This is a genomic window from Pseudobutyrivibrio ruminis (assembly GCF_015057245.1).
GTDB classification, from domain to species: Bacteria; Bacillota; Clostridia; order Lachnospirales; family Lachnospiraceae; genus Pseudobutyrivibrio; species Pseudobutyrivibrio ruminis_E.
This window is the reverse complement of sequence record NZ_SVET01000012.1, coordinates 67571-82682: the sequence shown is the minus strand read 5'-3', so window position 1 is coordinate 82682 and position 15112 is coordinate 67571. Positions and strand designations below refer to the sequence as shown.

General features: G+C 40.8%; 13 protein-coding genes and 1 tRNA gene. All 14 read right to left on the bottom strand.

All coding sequences use genetic code 11. From position 1 onward, the window contains the following. Nucleotide 1 precedes the first annotated feature (1 nt). The 14 genes from E7274_RS10655 to E7274_RS10590 all read right to left on the bottom strand — a co-directional run bounded on the left by E7274_RS10655 (nt 2) and on the right by E7274_RS10590 (nt 15110). A tRNA-Pro gene (locus E7274_RS10655) sits at nt 2-76 on the bottom strand. Nucleotides 77-232: 156 nt separating this feature from the next. Next, on the bottom strand, nt 233-1504 hold the full coding sequence (locus E7274_RS10650) for a metallophosphoesterase family protein (RefSeq protein ID WP_304175838.1): 1272 nt from the start codon (nt 1502-1504) through the stop codon (nt 233-235). Nucleotides 1505-1765: 261 nt separating this feature from the next. Next, entirely contained in the window at nt 1766-2197 is a 432-nt protein-coding gene (locus tag E7274_RS10645; protein WP_044937196.1) for a flavodoxin, read from the bottom strand. 34 nt (nt 2198-2231) lie between these two features. Further along, entirely contained in the window at nt 2232-2846 is a 615-nt protein-coding gene (locus E7274_RS10640) for a DUF3793 family protein (protein ID WP_304175837.1), read from the bottom strand. Nucleotides 2847-3037: 191 nt separating this feature from the next. Beyond that, a complete protein-coding gene (locus tag E7274_RS10635) occupies nt 3038-3394 on the bottom strand; it encodes an ArsR/SmtB family transcription factor (RefSeq protein ID WP_074788695.1) in 357 nt (118 codons plus the stop codon). An 11-nt stretch (nt 3395-3405) separates the two neighbouring features. Continuing rightward, nucleotides 3406-5277: a heavy metal translocating P-type ATPase gene (locus tag E7274_RS10630; protein WP_304175835.1), complete on the bottom strand. Its 1872-nt coding sequence runs from the start codon at nt 5275-5277 to the stop codon at nt 3406-3408. A gap of 9 nt (nt 5278-5286) precedes the next feature. Beyond that, nucleotides 5287-5505 carry a cation transporter gene (locus tag E7274_RS10625; RefSeq protein ID WP_044937188.1) on the bottom strand — a complete coding sequence of 73 codons (219 nt, stop codon included), beginning with the start codon at nt 5503-5505 and terminating at the stop codon, nt 5287-5289. Between the two features lie 118 nt (nt 5506-5623). After that, the gene (locus tag E7274_RS10620; RefSeq protein WP_304175833.1) at nt 5624-6292 is read right to left on the bottom strand and encodes a GDSL-type esterase/lipase family protein; all 669 of its coding nucleotides are present in this window, start codon (nt 6290-6292) and stop codon (nt 5624-5626) included. Between the two features lie 844 nt (nt 6293-7136). Continuing rightward, nucleotides 7137-8318, bottom strand: coding sequence for an ABC transporter permease subunit (locus tag E7274_RS10615; RefSeq protein ID WP_033153483.1), 1182 nt, complete (start codon nt 8316-8318; stop codon nt 7137-7139). A gap of 18 nt (nt 8319-8336) precedes the next feature. After that, complete coding sequence (gene mmsB, locus E7274_RS10610) at nt 8337-9506, bottom strand: multiple monosaccharide ABC transporter permease (protein WP_304175831.1); 1170 nt, start codon at nt 9504-9506, stop codon at nt 8337-8339. Nucleotides 9507-9520: 14 nt separating this feature from the next. Further along, nucleotides 9521-11026 carry a multiple monosaccharide ABC transporter ATP-binding protein gene (gene mmsA / locus E7274_RS10605; RefSeq protein ID WP_442960417.1) on the bottom strand — a complete coding sequence of 502 codons (1506 nt, stop codon included), beginning with the start codon at nt 11024-11026 and terminating at the stop codon, nt 9521-9523. Nucleotides 11027-11145: 119 nt separating this feature from the next. Further along, on the bottom strand, nt 11146-12276 hold the full coding sequence (gene chvE / locus E7274_RS10600; RefSeq protein ID WP_304175827.1) for a multiple monosaccharide ABC transporter substrate-binding protein: 1131 nt from the start codon (nt 12274-12276) through the stop codon (nt 11146-11148). A gap of 171 nt (nt 12277-12447) precedes the next feature. Next, on the bottom strand, nt 12448-13497 hold the full coding sequence (locus E7274_RS10595; RefSeq protein ID WP_304175825.1) for a sugar ABC transporter substrate-binding protein: 1050 nt from the start codon (nt 13495-13497) through the stop codon (nt 12448-12450). Nucleotides 13498-13517: 20 nt separating this feature from the next. Further along, nucleotides 13518-15110: a response regulator gene (locus tag E7274_RS10590; RefSeq protein ID WP_304175823.1), complete on the bottom strand. Its 1593-nt coding sequence runs from the start codon at nt 15108-15110 to the stop codon at nt 13518-13520. Nucleotides 15111-15112 lie beyond the last annotated feature (2 nt).

Genomic DNA, 15112 nt, shown 5'->3' with positions numbered 1-15112 from the left:
GTCGGGGTGACAGGATTCGAACCTGCGACCCCCTGGTCCCAAACCAGGTGCTCTAGCCAAACTGAGCCACACCCCGAAATAATTCGTTCTGCGTTTGTTGCGTATCTCTCGCGAACAATAGAGAGTATATATGAGAATCAAGGCTTTGTCAACAACTTTTTCAAAATTAAATTGTTAGATTTTATCACGAAATATCAGATATTCCGACAACTTTTATCTGTGGCATATACCCTTACCATTTGATGGTGTATTCGCTGAAATTTTGCTGTTTTGACGCCTCCATTTCATCTGCTACTACCTGGAAGTATACTGGGACAAAAGAGTCAGTTTCCTTCCACTGTTTATTTAACTCAGAATCCCACTGAATAAGATCTGGACGCCCTGCAATATAGTTTACATTAAAATCCGCAAAATACCCCGCCATTTCGGCTGATTTATCATGCTCCGATACAATTTCCATAGCCTGTCTGTATGCGTTGTTCCAAAGGAATCCCTCAGCTGCAACGGCTAGCTTTTCATCTGTAATTGTAGTAACAGCTTTATACGTCATTTTTCGTCCATTAAGGCTAATTTCTCCATGATAATTAGGAGCAGTCATAAGTGCCCCAGTCGCTATCTCTACAAAGCCCTCATTGGACTCTTTAATGTGTTGTATATGCATATGGCCGGAAAGGTTCATAAGCACATCATATTTCTCATATAAACCTAATAGCTTGTCATTATTAATGAATGTCATTCCTTGGGATGTCAATTCACTGTGCTCAAGAAGAGTTTGGTGAGTCACTCCTATTACATAAGCCTTATCTTCTTTTGCCTGTTTCAACTGCTCTTCTACGAAATCTAAGGTTGCATTTGTAAGTATTCCAGACATTCCTGGAACTGTGTTTACATCCACTACAAGAATTCTAAGATTTGGCGCAACCTCTGTTACATAAGAAAGAGATGTATCATCCCTGGCAACAGCGTTACTAAAACCATAATCACTGTATATGTCCAAAAATTCCGATGCATCTATACTATCCACAAGCTCATATGAATCACCACTGAATTTGGCTGCCCTGCCTACAGTTAAATCATGATTACCTGGTAGGGCTATAACTGGAATACCTGCATCACTAATAGCCTTAAGCTTATTTGCTAAGGCAATATGGCTGTCACGGGCGCCATTGAAAGTTATATCTCCGGACAAAATCAAAGCCGATGGATGAGCTTCTATTACCTGGCTTATGAACTCATCTGTAATCTCCTCACAGCCATACATATACTTGCCATCTCCTGACTCTACCATACGTTGATAGTACTCGCCGCCGTCTGTAAGATTAGGGTCGATGTAGTGAATATCTGTGGCCAGCCAGATGGAGATATTGTCTAAGTCTGAATAGTCCTTGTATTGTTCTATCTTGGATGAATCCGAAGATTTTGTGCCAACTCCAAAGCACGCCACCAGAATTAATATAATCGCTGCTAATATAATTATTATATAAATTAATATTTTCTTATTCATATCGTAAAATATAATAGTGTGCAATCAAAAAATCAAGTACTATAATCCTAGACAGAATAACAAGGACAGTCGCAGCCATTTAAAATTTGCCTTCGGCAAAGGCTGCTCCAGTATAACTTCAACTCAAATCAAGTTTGAGTTGAAGTTATATATAAATACCTCCAGGCACTGGCATACCTGGAGGCTGTAAAAGGAGTCTAATAACTTCCCCAAGAAACCCGGTTAGAAACTCAGGGAAAGGAAATAAGCTAAAATATGAAATTAAACTGCTGCTAAAGCTTTACCAAGCTCCTGGCATGCAGCTTCTGCTGCTCCGTCTGGAGCGTCCTGGCAAATAACGCCTTCGCCGTTTACTACTGTTGCGCCTGCTGCTGTCATGCGATCAACCCAGTCGCGCATCCACTGACCATCTCCCCAGCCATATGAGCCGAAAAGACCGATTGTCTTACCTGAAACAAAGCCCTCTAAATCTGTAACGAATGGCTCCATCTCGCCTTCCTCAAGAACCTCAGCGCCCATTGCTGGACATCCAAGTGCAAATGCCTTTGCATTCTTGAGCTCATCTATAGAAGCATCACCAACGTATACTACGTTAGCCTCGCCGCCTGCTGCTGTAACACCAGCACCTACAGCGTTTGCCATACTCTCTGTATTACCAGACTGTGACCAAAATACAACATTAACCTTACTCATGACTTTAATCTCCTTTAAAATAAGATATTTTGACTTAAACTGCCAAGGATATGACAGGCTTTGCATACGTATTTACGATATCTTTCAATGAATATCCTTTGAATACCATGCGAACCATATCATCTTTTACAATGTCAAATTTTTCAAATAACTTCTGTGCCTCAGTCGCATTTTTGTAAACCTTCCAATACCCCGACAGCACAAATCCGTCTCCTCCGTTTTGAATGAAGCCTACTACATCACAAAGCGGATATCCGAGGAACACTCCCATCTCATGCGGGAAATTATCCCTTTTATGAACATAAGAATCGTAACGATTCTGGAAATTTCGAAGTGAATACCCAAAGGCATCTGTACGATATCCATAAGAGGAAAGAAATTCCTTTATCTCTGGCTTTGCAAGGTAGCTTATGAGCTTGTCCTTATTAAAAACCAAAAAGATAACTCGATGTCTATCGTACACGAGGCGATACCCCAACAAGCCTGAATGCCTAAGAACAAATCTAACCTTATCTTCCTGATCTTTCGGAACTATAAGAAGATTTGAAGTTTTAAGGCCTGCTAATGTGGGAGCACACTGCAATACAACTTGCAACTCTACACATCGCCTGTCCATGGCACATATCATTTCAAATACTTCTTCGCACATAATGTTAGCTTCCTGTTCATATTTTAGTTAGCTGTTGCTAACTGTGGTTATCTTATACTAATAGAAGTTCGAAGTCAATACTTTTTTCACATTTTTTTCTTATTGATAAATTGTTTCGTTACAAGCAAAAAAATAATAAAAAAACCCCTTGTTCTTCTAAGAAAGAACAAGGGGAACTATCCTCTAATATATTATTCTAAGATGTGATTTAGGCCTTGTGCCATAATGGTAACCACATGCTCATCTGCCAAACTATAATAAATCTGCTTGCCCTCGCGACGGCTCTTTACAAGCTTGTTTGTACGAAGAATCTGCAGCTGATGTGATACAGCTGATTGTGTCATACCAAGAGCTTCTGAAATGTCGCATACGCAAAGCTCTGCCTCGAATAAAGCAATCAGGATTCGTACCCTGGTACTATCACCAAAAACCTTGAAAAGCTCTGCCAAATCGTATAAGACATCCTCATCAGGCAAATCGTTAAGTACATTTGCTACCAATTCTTTATGTACACACTGCTCTTCACAGCATTCTGCATGTTTAACCATTGTCAAACCTCCTAAATGTTCTTCACACGTAATGCGCGGATTGCGTTGAGAACTGCAATAACCATAACACCAACGTCTGCAAAAATAGCATACCACATATTTGCAATACCAAGCGCACCAAGTATCAAACATAATACCTTAACTCCGATGGCAAAGTAAATATTTTCATATACTATACGCATGCACTTTTTAGCAATTCCAATTGCCTTTGAAATCTTCATTGGATCGTCGTCCATAAGAACAACATCTGCGGCTTCAATAGCTGCATCACTACCAAGAGCTCCCATGGCAATACCGATATCAGCCCTTGAAAGTACAGGGGCATCATTGATTCCATCACCAACAAAAATCAACTGATCATTTTCTGATTTGGAAGCCAAAAGCTCCTCCACCTTCTGAACCTTATCTCCTGGTAAAAGTTCTGAGCAAACACTATCAAGCCCCAAATCCTTTGCAACAATATCTGCTACGCTCTTGCTATCTCCAGTAAGCATGACTGTCTGTCTAATGCCAACTCGCTTCATGTTTTCGATAGCCGCCTTTGATGTAGCTTTAATCTCATCAGATATAAGGATGTAACCTTTATACTGGCCATCAATGGCGATATAGATAACTGTACCTGGCTCATTTGCCTGGTTGAAAGCTGTACCAACAGAAGCCATAAGCTTCTCATTTCCGGCATTTACAGTCTTTCCAAGGACTACTGCCTTGATTCCATGTCCAGAGATTTCCTGCACATCAGTAACATCATTTGTGTCGATTGGCTTGTTGTAAGCCTCCTTCAAGCTACGTGAAATCGGATGATTTGAGTATACCTCAGCCATTGCAGCATACATCAAAAGCTCATCCTCTGAAATATCATTAGGAACAATCTTTGTAACCTTGAATACGCCCTCTGTCAAAGTACCAGTCTTGTCCATAACAGCGATTTTGGCCTTTGAAAGCATATCAAGATAGTTTGACCCTTTTACAAGAACACCTTCCTTGCTGGCACCACCAATTCCTGCAAAGAATGTAAGCGGAATACTGATAACAAGCGCACATGGGCAACTGATAACAAGGAATGTAAGGGCTCTGTAAATCCACTGGCCCCAGTTAGGATTAACACCGATAATAAGAGAAATAACTGGTGGAAGTACTGCAAGCGCTACCGCTGAATAACAAACAGCTGGTGTGTACACTCTGGCAAATCTTGAAATAAAGTTCTCTGGCTTTGATTTCTTGGAAGATGCATTCTCCACTAAATCGAGAATCTTTGATGCTGTAGATTCGCCGAACTCCTTTGTAGTGCGGATAGTGAGAACACCTGACATATTAATACATCCGGAAATAACTTCATCCCCAGGCTTTGCGCTTCTAGGAACGCTTTCACCTGTAAGAGCTGCAGTATCAAGAGTAGCTGTACCGTCAATAACCACGCCATCAATAGGTATCTTTTCACCAGGCTGAACTATGATTTCGCTTCCGATTTCTACTTCGTCTGGATCAACCTGTGTAAGCTGGCCGTCCACCATTATATTTGCAAAATCAGGCCTAATATCCATAAGCTGGGAAATGTTTCTTCTGCTCTTTCCTACAGCATATGATTGGAATAATTCACCAACCTGATAAAATAGCATAACCGCTACGCCTTCGGTGTATTCCCCAAGTGCCATGGCGCCAATAGTGGCAACAGCCATAAGGAAATTCTCATCAAAGACCTGCTTATTTTTAATTCCCTTAAATGCCTTCTTTAAAATGTCGTAACCAATAGTAAAATATGGAATCAAAAACAGCACAAAACGAATCCAACTGCCCTCTTCCAGAGGAAGCAACAACAGGATAGCCATCATCAAAGCCGCTGCAATTATTCTGATTAGTACCTTCTTCTGCTTTTTGTTCATATCAAACTCCTATAAAAATATCTCGCAATCGTCCTCTACCTTCTTGCAGTTCTTAAGAACTTCTTCCATAACAGCCTTAACATCTGCTCCATCTTCGAACTCAACGTTCATCTTAAGTGCCATAAAATTAACTGTAGCATCAGCAACACCTGCTGTCTCCTTAGCAGCCTGCTCCATCTTGTTTGCACAGTTTGCACAATCTACATCGATTTTGTAAGTTTTCTTCATGATATTTTCCTCCGTCCCCCATTGGGTCTTCTTTAAAATGAATATATGAATGATTGTTCATATGTTTGATTAAAATATAAACCTGTAGGCATAAAATGTCAACAGGTTTTATTGAAAATTATTTTAAATTAGCATACACCTCATCAGCTATAAGCTCATAGCCCTTTGCATTAAAGTGAATTCCGTCAGTATAAAGCTCATCCTGCCCCTCAGTAAGCTGATACAGATCAATCACCTCTACACCAGTCTCAGCCGCAACCTTTTCAACGATTCCTCCCAATTCATCCGCTACAACTGCAGGCTGAATATCATACTCAGCCACATCACTTCCATCCAATGAATAGCAATAAGGACTACGCATCAAGTACACTGTAGGCTTAGTATCCAGTTGCTGATATGATTCCACAAGCTCCTTCAGCCCTGCCTCATAATCTGATGCATTCCAGTTATAAGTCTTTGTATCATTTGTTCCAAGCATAAGCACCACAATATCAGGCTTAGACTTCAACGACTGTTGATACTCCTCCGACTCCACATATGGCAAATCCCCAGATGCAGATGCCGTAGCATTGCGCAATCCAAAATTTGAAACAAGATGATCTGTCCCCATCTTTATCTGCAGCTGTGCTGGATATGCATCCGTATCCCTAGTCTTCAGCACTCCACTTCCATAGGTAAGACTATCGCCCACGCAGGAAACCCTAATCCTCTCATCCTTGCCCCCAAAGAAGCCCGAATTGAAAAGCACAAAAAACACCAGTACAACCGCCGCCAGTAATATAACCATTTTCCTCTGTAAGAATCCTTTTATTATTTCCATACCTAAAATATTAGCACTCTTGGCCGCGATATTCAAAACAAACTAGCCCCACAGCCTTGCTCTTCCCCCTATTTATATTTGCCCACAGGCCCCTGGCCCCTCCGGCCCCCGCCACCCTCATCGCCATGCCCTCCTGGAGGTATCATTGGAGCAGATTTTTGGATTACCTTAATGTGTAAAGTCGCCCATATGTAGGTGTACTTACGAAGCTTTTACTATTCGAAGGTAATGTATGGGTGGGACGGACAATTGTAATATACGTAATCATCTAGTCTTAACTAGTCTTTGTATTATTACTTTTGCTACTCCGCTCACCAAGAATAATTAAAAAACAGGTTTTGTATACATAAGCACCGCCCTTAAACTCAGTCCATTTCGTTGTCGGGCTTTCGGCGCCGTCCATGGCGCCTCATGCTTATCTATTACAAAACCTGTTTTTATTATTCTAAGTTCGCTCCAAAGCAAATAGTAATAAATACAAAGCTAGTTTAAGACTGATGATTACTTAGTGTAGTGTTTGTCCGTCTCCACCCATACCTTACTGATAGAATTGTAAAACTTTGTAAGAACACCTATTAATAAATATGGGCGACTACACATTTAGATAATCCAAAATCTGTGACGTACCCCAGGAGGGCATGGCGATGGGGTGGCGGGGGCCGGCGGGGCCAGGGGCCTGTGGGCAGGTGTTATTGGGGAGGGCAAGGCTGTGGGGCCGGGCAACGCAAAAGCTCGCGGCCAATGGGAGGTCGCGAGCTTTTAGTTATAATAACATTAAGAGAATATAATGAAGAAAATAAAATCTTATGTATTACTTTGTTGCGCTTTTCTTGTTGTTGAGGATTTCGAAGACTACGGCTCCGAGAAGTACTACGCCCTTAACAACCTTCTGCCAGTTGGCATCGATACCCATGAGGGACATACCAAGGTTAATTACACCGATGAGGGTAGCACCAACAATCATTCCGAATACTGTACCTGATCCACCGTATGCAGATACACCACCTACTACGCAAGCTGAGATGGCATCCATCTCGTAGTTTGTACCAGCTGTTGAGTTTGCAGCCTGGAAACGAGCCATTGTAAGGAATGCAGAGATAACTGTAAGTACAGCCATGTTTAAGTATGCGATGAACATGATTCTCTTTGTATCGATACCTGAAAGTCTTGTTGCCTCTGAGTTACCACCGATTGTGTAGAAGTAACGTCCAATATCTGTCTTTGATGTAATAAAGCTGTAGATAAGTACGATTACTGCTACCCAGATGAGTGAGTATGGTACACCACCTGCAAGTGAGAACTTGTATGCAAAGAGCATGATGACAAAGTCAATAAGTACGCACTTAACAATAACTGCTGTAAGGCTGTCTGCAACGTAACCCTTCTTAAGCTTATTTGCACGAGATCTGAAAAGAAGAACCACTACGATGATTGAAGCAATAAGTCCGATTACAATACTTGTCATGTTGTACTGAACGCCACCGATTCTTGGACCACCGAAGAGGTCATTCATCTTGCCCGAGAATAATGCGCAAAATTCTGGTGGAAGTGGGCTGATGTTTGATGAACCGTTAAGTAATGCAACGCCCCATCCACGAAGTGCAAGGAAACCTGCAAGTGTAGCAATCCATGGTGGAATATTGATGTAAGCAATTACATAGCCAAGTAAGCATCCATAAATGATTCCGATGAGGAGCATTACAAGGATTCCAACTGGAGTTGAAGCTCCCATGTTAACCATGACTTTTGCTCCGATGATACCTACTAAACAAACAAATGAACCGCAGGAAAGGTCGATATTACCACCTGTTAACATACACATCAACATACCTGTTGCAAGAACATATACGTATGCGTTTTGTGTAATCAATGCGTTGAACTGGCTAGGCATAAGCATTGTGCCATTAGTTGTAAAGTTAAAGAAGAGAACAACCAGGACCAGAACAATGAGCATTGTGTTTTCTTTTAATATTTTAAAAATCTTGTCTTTCACTTTTTCGCTCCTCCCTTCCTACTTTTTCTCTCTCTTAGACATAACATCAAAGATAACCGCTGCAAGAAGTACTAAACCTTTAACCACCTTCTGATAGTTTGCATCAACACCCATGATTAACATACCCTGGTTGATAACACCCATCAAAAGAGCACCAATGATTGCACCGAATACTGAACCTGTTCCGCCGTATGCAGATGCACCACCGATGAAGCAAGCACCGATTGCATCCATTTCGTAGAACTGACCGTATGTTGGCTGTGCAGAAGCTGCACGTGCAACTGTAAGGATACCAGCGAAAGCTGCTAAGAATCCCATGTTTGTGTAAGCGAAGAAGTAAACCTTCTTTGTGTTGATACCTGAAAGCTGTGTAGCTTTTTCGTTACCACCTACTGCATATAAGTAACGTCCGATTGTTGTCTTTGTTGTGATGTAGTTGTAAACAAGGACAATAAGGATAATCCATAACAATGAAGTAGGAATTCCTTTGTAACCAGCAAGCTTATATGCTAAGAATAAAATTACAAGTGAAAGAATAACAAGCTTTGCATAGAAGCTGGCTGCACTTGTTGTAACGTAGCCTTTTCTAGTAGCTGATATTCTGTTTTTAAATGAAATTAATACATAAACTGCAACTGCAATAATACCTGCAAGTAAACATGTAATGTTTAAGTTTTCTCCATGGAAGAAATCAGGGATGTAGCAATCAGCACCACCACCAAATACGTTAAGGAATGTTGTATTTGAAATAGAAACTGCATAACCATTTAATACTACATTTGATAAACCTCTGAATGCGTACATACCAGCAAGTGTTGCAATGAATGGTGGTACGTTTATGTATGCTACCCAGAATGCCTGCCATGCTCCAACTAAAACACCAACAAGAAGCATAACAAGAACTGCGAACCATACATTCATTCCCTTGCTCATCATTACTGCTCCAATACCACCTACGAAGCAGACAACTGAACCAACAGAAAGATCGATGTTACCACCAGTTAAGATACAAAGTAACATACCAGTTGCTAACACAAATACGTATGCGTTCTGTGAAAGCAAGTTGTTTACGTTCTGAGACAGAAGAATTGTTCCGCCTGTTCCAACGTAGAAGATTCCGATAATAATCACCAGGGCGATAACCATGGTGTATTTTTTTAATGTGTCTTTAATATTAACTGAGACCATGTTTTCTCTCCCTTCTATGACTTCAAGATGCAAGACATAATGCTTTCCTGTGAAGCTTCTGCTCCTGCCATTTCGCCAACCATTTTACCTTCGTTCATAACGTATATACGGTCTGACATACCAAGTACTTCTGGAAGCTCTGATGAAATCATTATTACTGATTTTCCTGCTGCAACCAAATCATTGATGATGCAGTAGATTTCGTACTTAGCACCAACGTCAATACCACGTGTAGGCTCATCAAGAATAAGTACATCTGGATCTGCAAACATCCATTTAGCAAGAAGAACCTTCTGCTGGTTACCACCTGAAAGATTTCCAACGTTCTGCTCAACTGTAGGACATTTTGTCTTCAGCTTATCTCTGTACTCCTCTGCTACCTGATACTCTTTATCCTGATCGATAACACGCTTAGAGCAAAGTGATGAAAGGTTTGCAAGAGTTGTATTAATCTTGATTGGATTTGTAAGTACAAGTCCATTGCCCTTTCTATCTTCTGTTACGTATGCAATCTTATGCTTGATTGCATCCTTGATATTCTTTAAATGAACTTCTTCACCATTTAAGAAAAGCTGACCTGAAATGTTAGTTCCATAAGCCTTTCCAAAGATACTCATTGCAAGCTCTGTACGTCCTGCACCCATAAGACCTGCGATACCAACCACTTCGCCTTTACGGATATACATTGATACCCCATCAACAACCTTACGCTCCGAGAACTGTGGATGGTAAACTGTCCAATCCTTTACTTCCATAGCGATGTCGCCGATTTCTACACCATGGCGTTTAGGGAAACGGTCTGTCATTTCACGACCAACCATGCCTTTAATGATTCTATCTTCTGAAATATCATCTACACTCTTATCAAGAGTTTCGATTGTGGAACCATCACGGATAACAGTAATCTTATCTGCTACATAAGAAACTTCATTAAGCTTGTGAGAAATGATAATAGATGTCATTCCCTCCTGCTTGAATTTAAGAAGTAAATCAAGAAGTGCTCTTGAATCTGTTTCATTAAGTGATGATGTTGGCTCATCAAGAATGAGGAGCTTAGCATTCTTTGCTAATGCCTTTGCAATTTCTACAAGCTGCTGTTTACCAACACCTATATCTTTGATTAAAGTACGGCTGCTTTCTGATAAACCAACCATCTTTAAATATTTGTCTGCTTCTGCATATGTTTTGTCCCAATCAATAGCTGCCTTGCTTCCCTGCTCATTTCCAAGGAACATGTTCTCACCTATAGACATATAAGGGATTAATGCCAATTCCTGGTGAATGATAACGATTCCTTTTTCCTCAGAATCCTTGATTTTCTGGAACTGACAAACTTCACCATTGTATACGATGTCTCCAGTGTAAGATCCATATGGATAAATACCACTTAAAACGTTCATAAGAGTAGATTTTCCAGCACCATTCTCTCCTACAAGAGCATGAATTTCGCCTTCCTCTACCTTTAAGTTTACGTTATCAAGGGCCTTTACTCCTGGGAACTCTTTGGTGATTGATTTCATCTCAAGTATTGTTTTTCCCACTTAAGTCTCCCTCCTTATAATAACTTTTATTTTCTTAAAAACATTCTCTTCTCTAAAATAGGGCAGGTTTCCCTGCCCTAAAAGCATTACTTTTTTAATTATTGAAGCTGATCTTCTGTGTAGTAACCAGAATCGATAAGAAGCTCTTTGTAGTTGTCCTTATCTGCGAATACTGGCTCGCAAAGGTATGAAGGAATAACTCCTGTACCATTGTCATATGTCTCAGTATCGTTTACATCAACTGTCTCACCGCTGAGGATCTGACCTACCATCTTAACAACCTGTGAAGCAAGTGTACGTGTATCCTTGAATACTGACATAGACTGCTTTCCAGCGATCATGTTCTTTGTGTTCTCGATATCGCAATCCTGACCTGTGATGATTGGATATTCACCCTTGTAGTTTGCTGCAAGTGCGTTCTCAACACCAAGTGCTGTAGAATCGTTAGAGCAGAGGCAAACATCAAGATCTTCATTAGCGTAGTTAGATGAAAGAATTGTCTCCATACGTGACTGAGCTGTTTCTGTAGCCCATGCTGGAGTAGCAACTTCTGCGAAATCTACCTGACCAGACTTAACAACAAGTGTACCAGCATCGATGTATGGCTTAAGAAGATCCATAGCACCATCATAGAAGAAACCAGCATTGTTATCACCTGGGTCACCAGCTGTGATTTCCATTGTGAATGTCTCTGTTGTGTTCTCAAGATCAAGCTGATCAATGATGTACTGACCCTGAACCTGACCTACTTTGTAGTTATCGAATGTTGCATAGTATGAAACTGCATCTGAGTTCATAATCAAACGGTCATATGCGATAACTGGGATGTTATTCTCAGCTGCCATATCCATAGCTTCACCAAGTGATGAACCTTCGATAGCTGCAACTACAAGAACGTTACATCCTGAGTTGATCATGTTTTCAATCTGTGAAACCTGAGTCTGAACATCATTTGAAGCGTACTGAAGGTCTACTTCGTAGCCAGCTGCTTCAAGCTCTGACTGCATGTTAGCACCATCCTGATTCCATCTCTGGAGATCCTTTGTAGGCATTGCAACACCAACCTTTGTTCCTGTTGCTGCTGTAGCGCCACCATCATCTGTTGTCTCTGTAGCTGTATCCCCACCAGCTGCAGTTGTGTCTGTTGTCTCTGTGCTAGTTCCGCAACCTACAAACATAGAAGCTGCAAGAGCACCTGTCAAAAGTACACTTAATAACTTTCTCTTCATTCTTTGAAAACCTCCCTTTCATTTAGGTTTGTTTGTTACTATAGATACGATACCATGAAGATGTCTGAAAATGGTTGTCACTTTCTTCACATTTTTGTCTAACTTTATTCACACAATATAAAATGACTAGCACATTTTTGTGCTAGTCATTTTTTGTCATGCAAAAATTTGCTATTCATTTTCACTTGATTCCTCGGAAATATTCATATAAACGTCCTCTTTAGAATGAAATCCGCTGTCTATAATCACTTCATCGATATTGTCTCTGGTCACTGCCACCGGCTCTGTAGCTACATATGGGATGTCATATTTGCCATCACTTATTGTGGAATCCACATCAATATTCTCTCCACTGGCAAGCTGTACAGAAAGCTGAGCTGCCTGCTCGGCCAATTTGCTCACAGGCTTAAACACGGTCATCAGCTGTGTCCCCTCAACAATGTGCTGACAAGCTGGTAAATCTGCGTCCTGTCCTACCACCGGCTTTGCCCCGGCAAGCTGGCATACCGCCAGCGCTCTGATTACAGATGTGGCTACATCGTCATTGCCACACATTATGGCATCAGCTTCTTTTATAGTGTCTAAATTGTCGTAAACGTAGGCGCCACCTAACTCAGCTTTCCAGCCCTCACAATAATATGTGTCCAGGATTTCGATATCGTTTTCATTCATAACTGAATAGAATCCGTCGTTTACCATAGGCACGTTACCATCAGTAAGTGGACCGCAAATCATTACCACGCTTTTTGCACCAGAATCTGCCAAAGACTCTCCAAGCATTTGGCCTACCATATTGTTGTCGAATGATATGTAAAGATCCGTATCTGCATTTGGGATTATTCTGTCGTAGCAAACTACCGCAATATCTTTTTCTTTGGCGGCTTTGATTACATCTGTCAGTGCCTCTCCATCTACGGGAATTATAACCAGACAATCCACACCCTTATCAATCAGATATGTAATCTGCTCGATTTGTTTATCCACATCACCATTTGCATTTTGAACATTAACCGTCGCCCCTAAAGATGATGCTGTATCCACAAACACATCTCTATCCTTCTCCCAGCGCTCGATTACAAATGAATCAAAACACAAACCAATTTCAATACCATCTTCTTTATTAGAAGAAGTACTTGCGCTATCTGCCGAGCTACTAGCGCATCCTGAAAGCATCGCAAGGGATAGTGTCATCACCACTATCTTTTTCATATATCCTTTCATTCTTATTCACCCCAATAATATTAGTTACATTTTGCGTAGTCCGTAGGTGTCTTTCCAGTATACTTTTTGAAGTTACGTGAAAAGTAGTTTGGATCCGGATATCCTACCTCCGCTGAAATCTCCTTCATAGACTTGCTGGTTGTCTTAAGCAGTTTTTTGGCTGCCTCGATACGTAGCTTTGTCAAATAGTCGATGAAGTTCTCACCTGTCTCCTCTTTAAATACCTTTGAAAAATAATATGAACTGATATTAACCATTCGAGATATATCATCGAGAGTTAATTCCTTCATGTAGTTTTCATCTATGTATTGCCTTGCTTTATTAACAACACTCATGGACTGCTCTTCCTGCTTGTTTGCCACCCAAACAGCAGCAGCCTTCATCTTTTCAATAAACCAATGCTTTACTTCGTTTAATCCCCCAAGATTCATTAGCTCTGACAGATAGTTAGCTCTACTCTTAAACTCATAGACGCGGGCGGTCTTTTCATAAGATAGATGCTCTGCCCAAAGAACGAACTCCAAGCATTTCAAGCGCACACTGTCGTTATCATTAGCGTAATTTTCTTCCATCCACTCAAAGAAGGCCTGAGACAATGCAACCGTTTCATTTACATTTCCAAGAGATATTTCATTAAACAGTCGCTTTTCCAAATCCATTGGATAGCTTTCCTCGTACTGGCAAGCCACCGGCATATCATCTACGTGAGCCACATGACTGGTGGTTGCTATCAGTACTGAGTTTGCTTCCTCATAGGATTCTGCCATTCTGTCTAGTGGCTTTACCGAACCAAATCCAATTCGAAAATCCATATCGAATCTATCTGAAAGCTTTCGACATAGTGCTCTTGCACTTTCTACCACATTATTTCTTTCATTATATGGCAATGTATTGCTATCTGTTGGAATAAGGATTGGTATTTTATTAGACATTACCGCTCCCATGATTCCCTTTATATAGTCCTCTGTTATGGTGTGAATCTCTCTGTATGATTTCTGGGCCTGGATAGAAACTGCTACCGCACTGGTCATGTAGTTTCCCACCATCTCTCTACCAAATACCATGCAGGCCATGTATCCATATTCTGAATCGATTCCAAGCAAAGTCTTGTAGTTATCAATATCCTCTTTAAAGTATTCCTTAAATAGCAAATCCTGAATCAAACCGTTTTCAATTATAGGTACGACAGTTTCAAGCTTTTCTCTAACTCGAAGGTCATTGCTTCGCTTTGCTCGTTCACCATCAATTTGCCCCATGGCTTTGTTTAAAATGGTGATGATTCCATCTCTACTGACCGGCTTGTTTAGGTAATCCAAAACCCCCAGGGAAATCGCTTCCTTTGCATAATCGAATTTGTCGTAAGCTGTCATAACTATAAATACGATATGATTATTAGTCTTTCGTATTTCTCGCATGGCTTCGATACCATTAATGCCAGGCATCTGAATATCCATAAAGGCTATGTCTGGCTGATACTCCTCTGCAAGCTCTATAACCTGTCTACCGGTTTTGGCTGTACGGATATCGCACTTGCTTCCATACTCCTTTTCTATTATGAATTTCAATGAATCGATGACTATTCCCTCGTCATCCGCCAACATTATTTTGTACATTA

What these genes read in the sequence shown, in the direction of transcription:
- E7274_RS10650 (WP_304175838.1), bottom strand. Translation starts at nt 1,504, where the DNA reads ATGAATAAGAAAATATTAATTTATATAATAATTATATTAGCAGCGATT.
- E7274_RS10645 (WP_044937196.1), bottom strand. Translation starts at nt 2,197, where the DNA reads ATGAGTAAGGTTAATGTTGTATTTTGGTCACAGTCTGGTAATACAGAG.
- E7274_RS10640 (WP_304175837.1), bottom strand. Translation starts at nt 2,846, where the DNA reads ATGTGCGAAGAAGTATTTGAAATGATATGTGCCATGGACAGGCGATGT.
- E7274_RS10635 (WP_074788695.1), bottom strand. Translation starts at nt 3,394, where the DNA reads ATGGTTAAACATGCAGAATGCTGTGAAGAGCAGTGTGTACATAAAGAA.
- E7274_RS10630 (WP_304175835.1), bottom strand. Translation starts at nt 5,277, where the DNA reads ATGAACAAAAAGCAGAAGAAGGTACTAATCAGAATAATTGCAGCGGCT.
- E7274_RS10625 (WP_044937188.1), bottom strand. Translation starts at nt 5,505, where the DNA reads ATGAAGAAAACTTACAAAATCGATGTAGATTGTGCAAACTGTGCAAAC.
- E7274_RS10620 (WP_304175833.1), bottom strand. Translation starts at nt 6,292, where the DNA reads ATGGTTATATTACTGGCGGCGGTTGTACTGGTGTTTTTTGTGCTTTTC.
- mmsB (WP_304175831.1), bottom strand. Translation starts at nt 9,506, where the DNA reads ATGGTCTCAGTTAATATTAAAGACACATTAAAAAAATACACCATGGTT.
- mmsA (WP_442960417.1), bottom strand. Translation starts at nt 11,026, where the DNA reads ATGAAATCAATCACCAAAGAGTTCCCAGGAGTAAAGGCCCTTGATAAC.
- chvE (WP_304175827.1), bottom strand. Translation starts at nt 12,276, where the DNA reads ATGAAGAGAAAGTTATTAAGTGTACTTTTGACAGGTGCTCTTGCAGCT.
- E7274_RS10595 (WP_304175825.1), bottom strand. Translation starts at nt 13,497, where the DNA reads ATGAAAGGATATATGAAAAAGATAGTGGTGATGACACTATCCCTTGCG.
- E7274_RS10590 (WP_304175823.1), bottom strand. Translation starts at nt 15,110, where the DNA reads ATGTACAAAATAATGTTGGCGGATGACGAGGGAATAGTCATCGATTCA.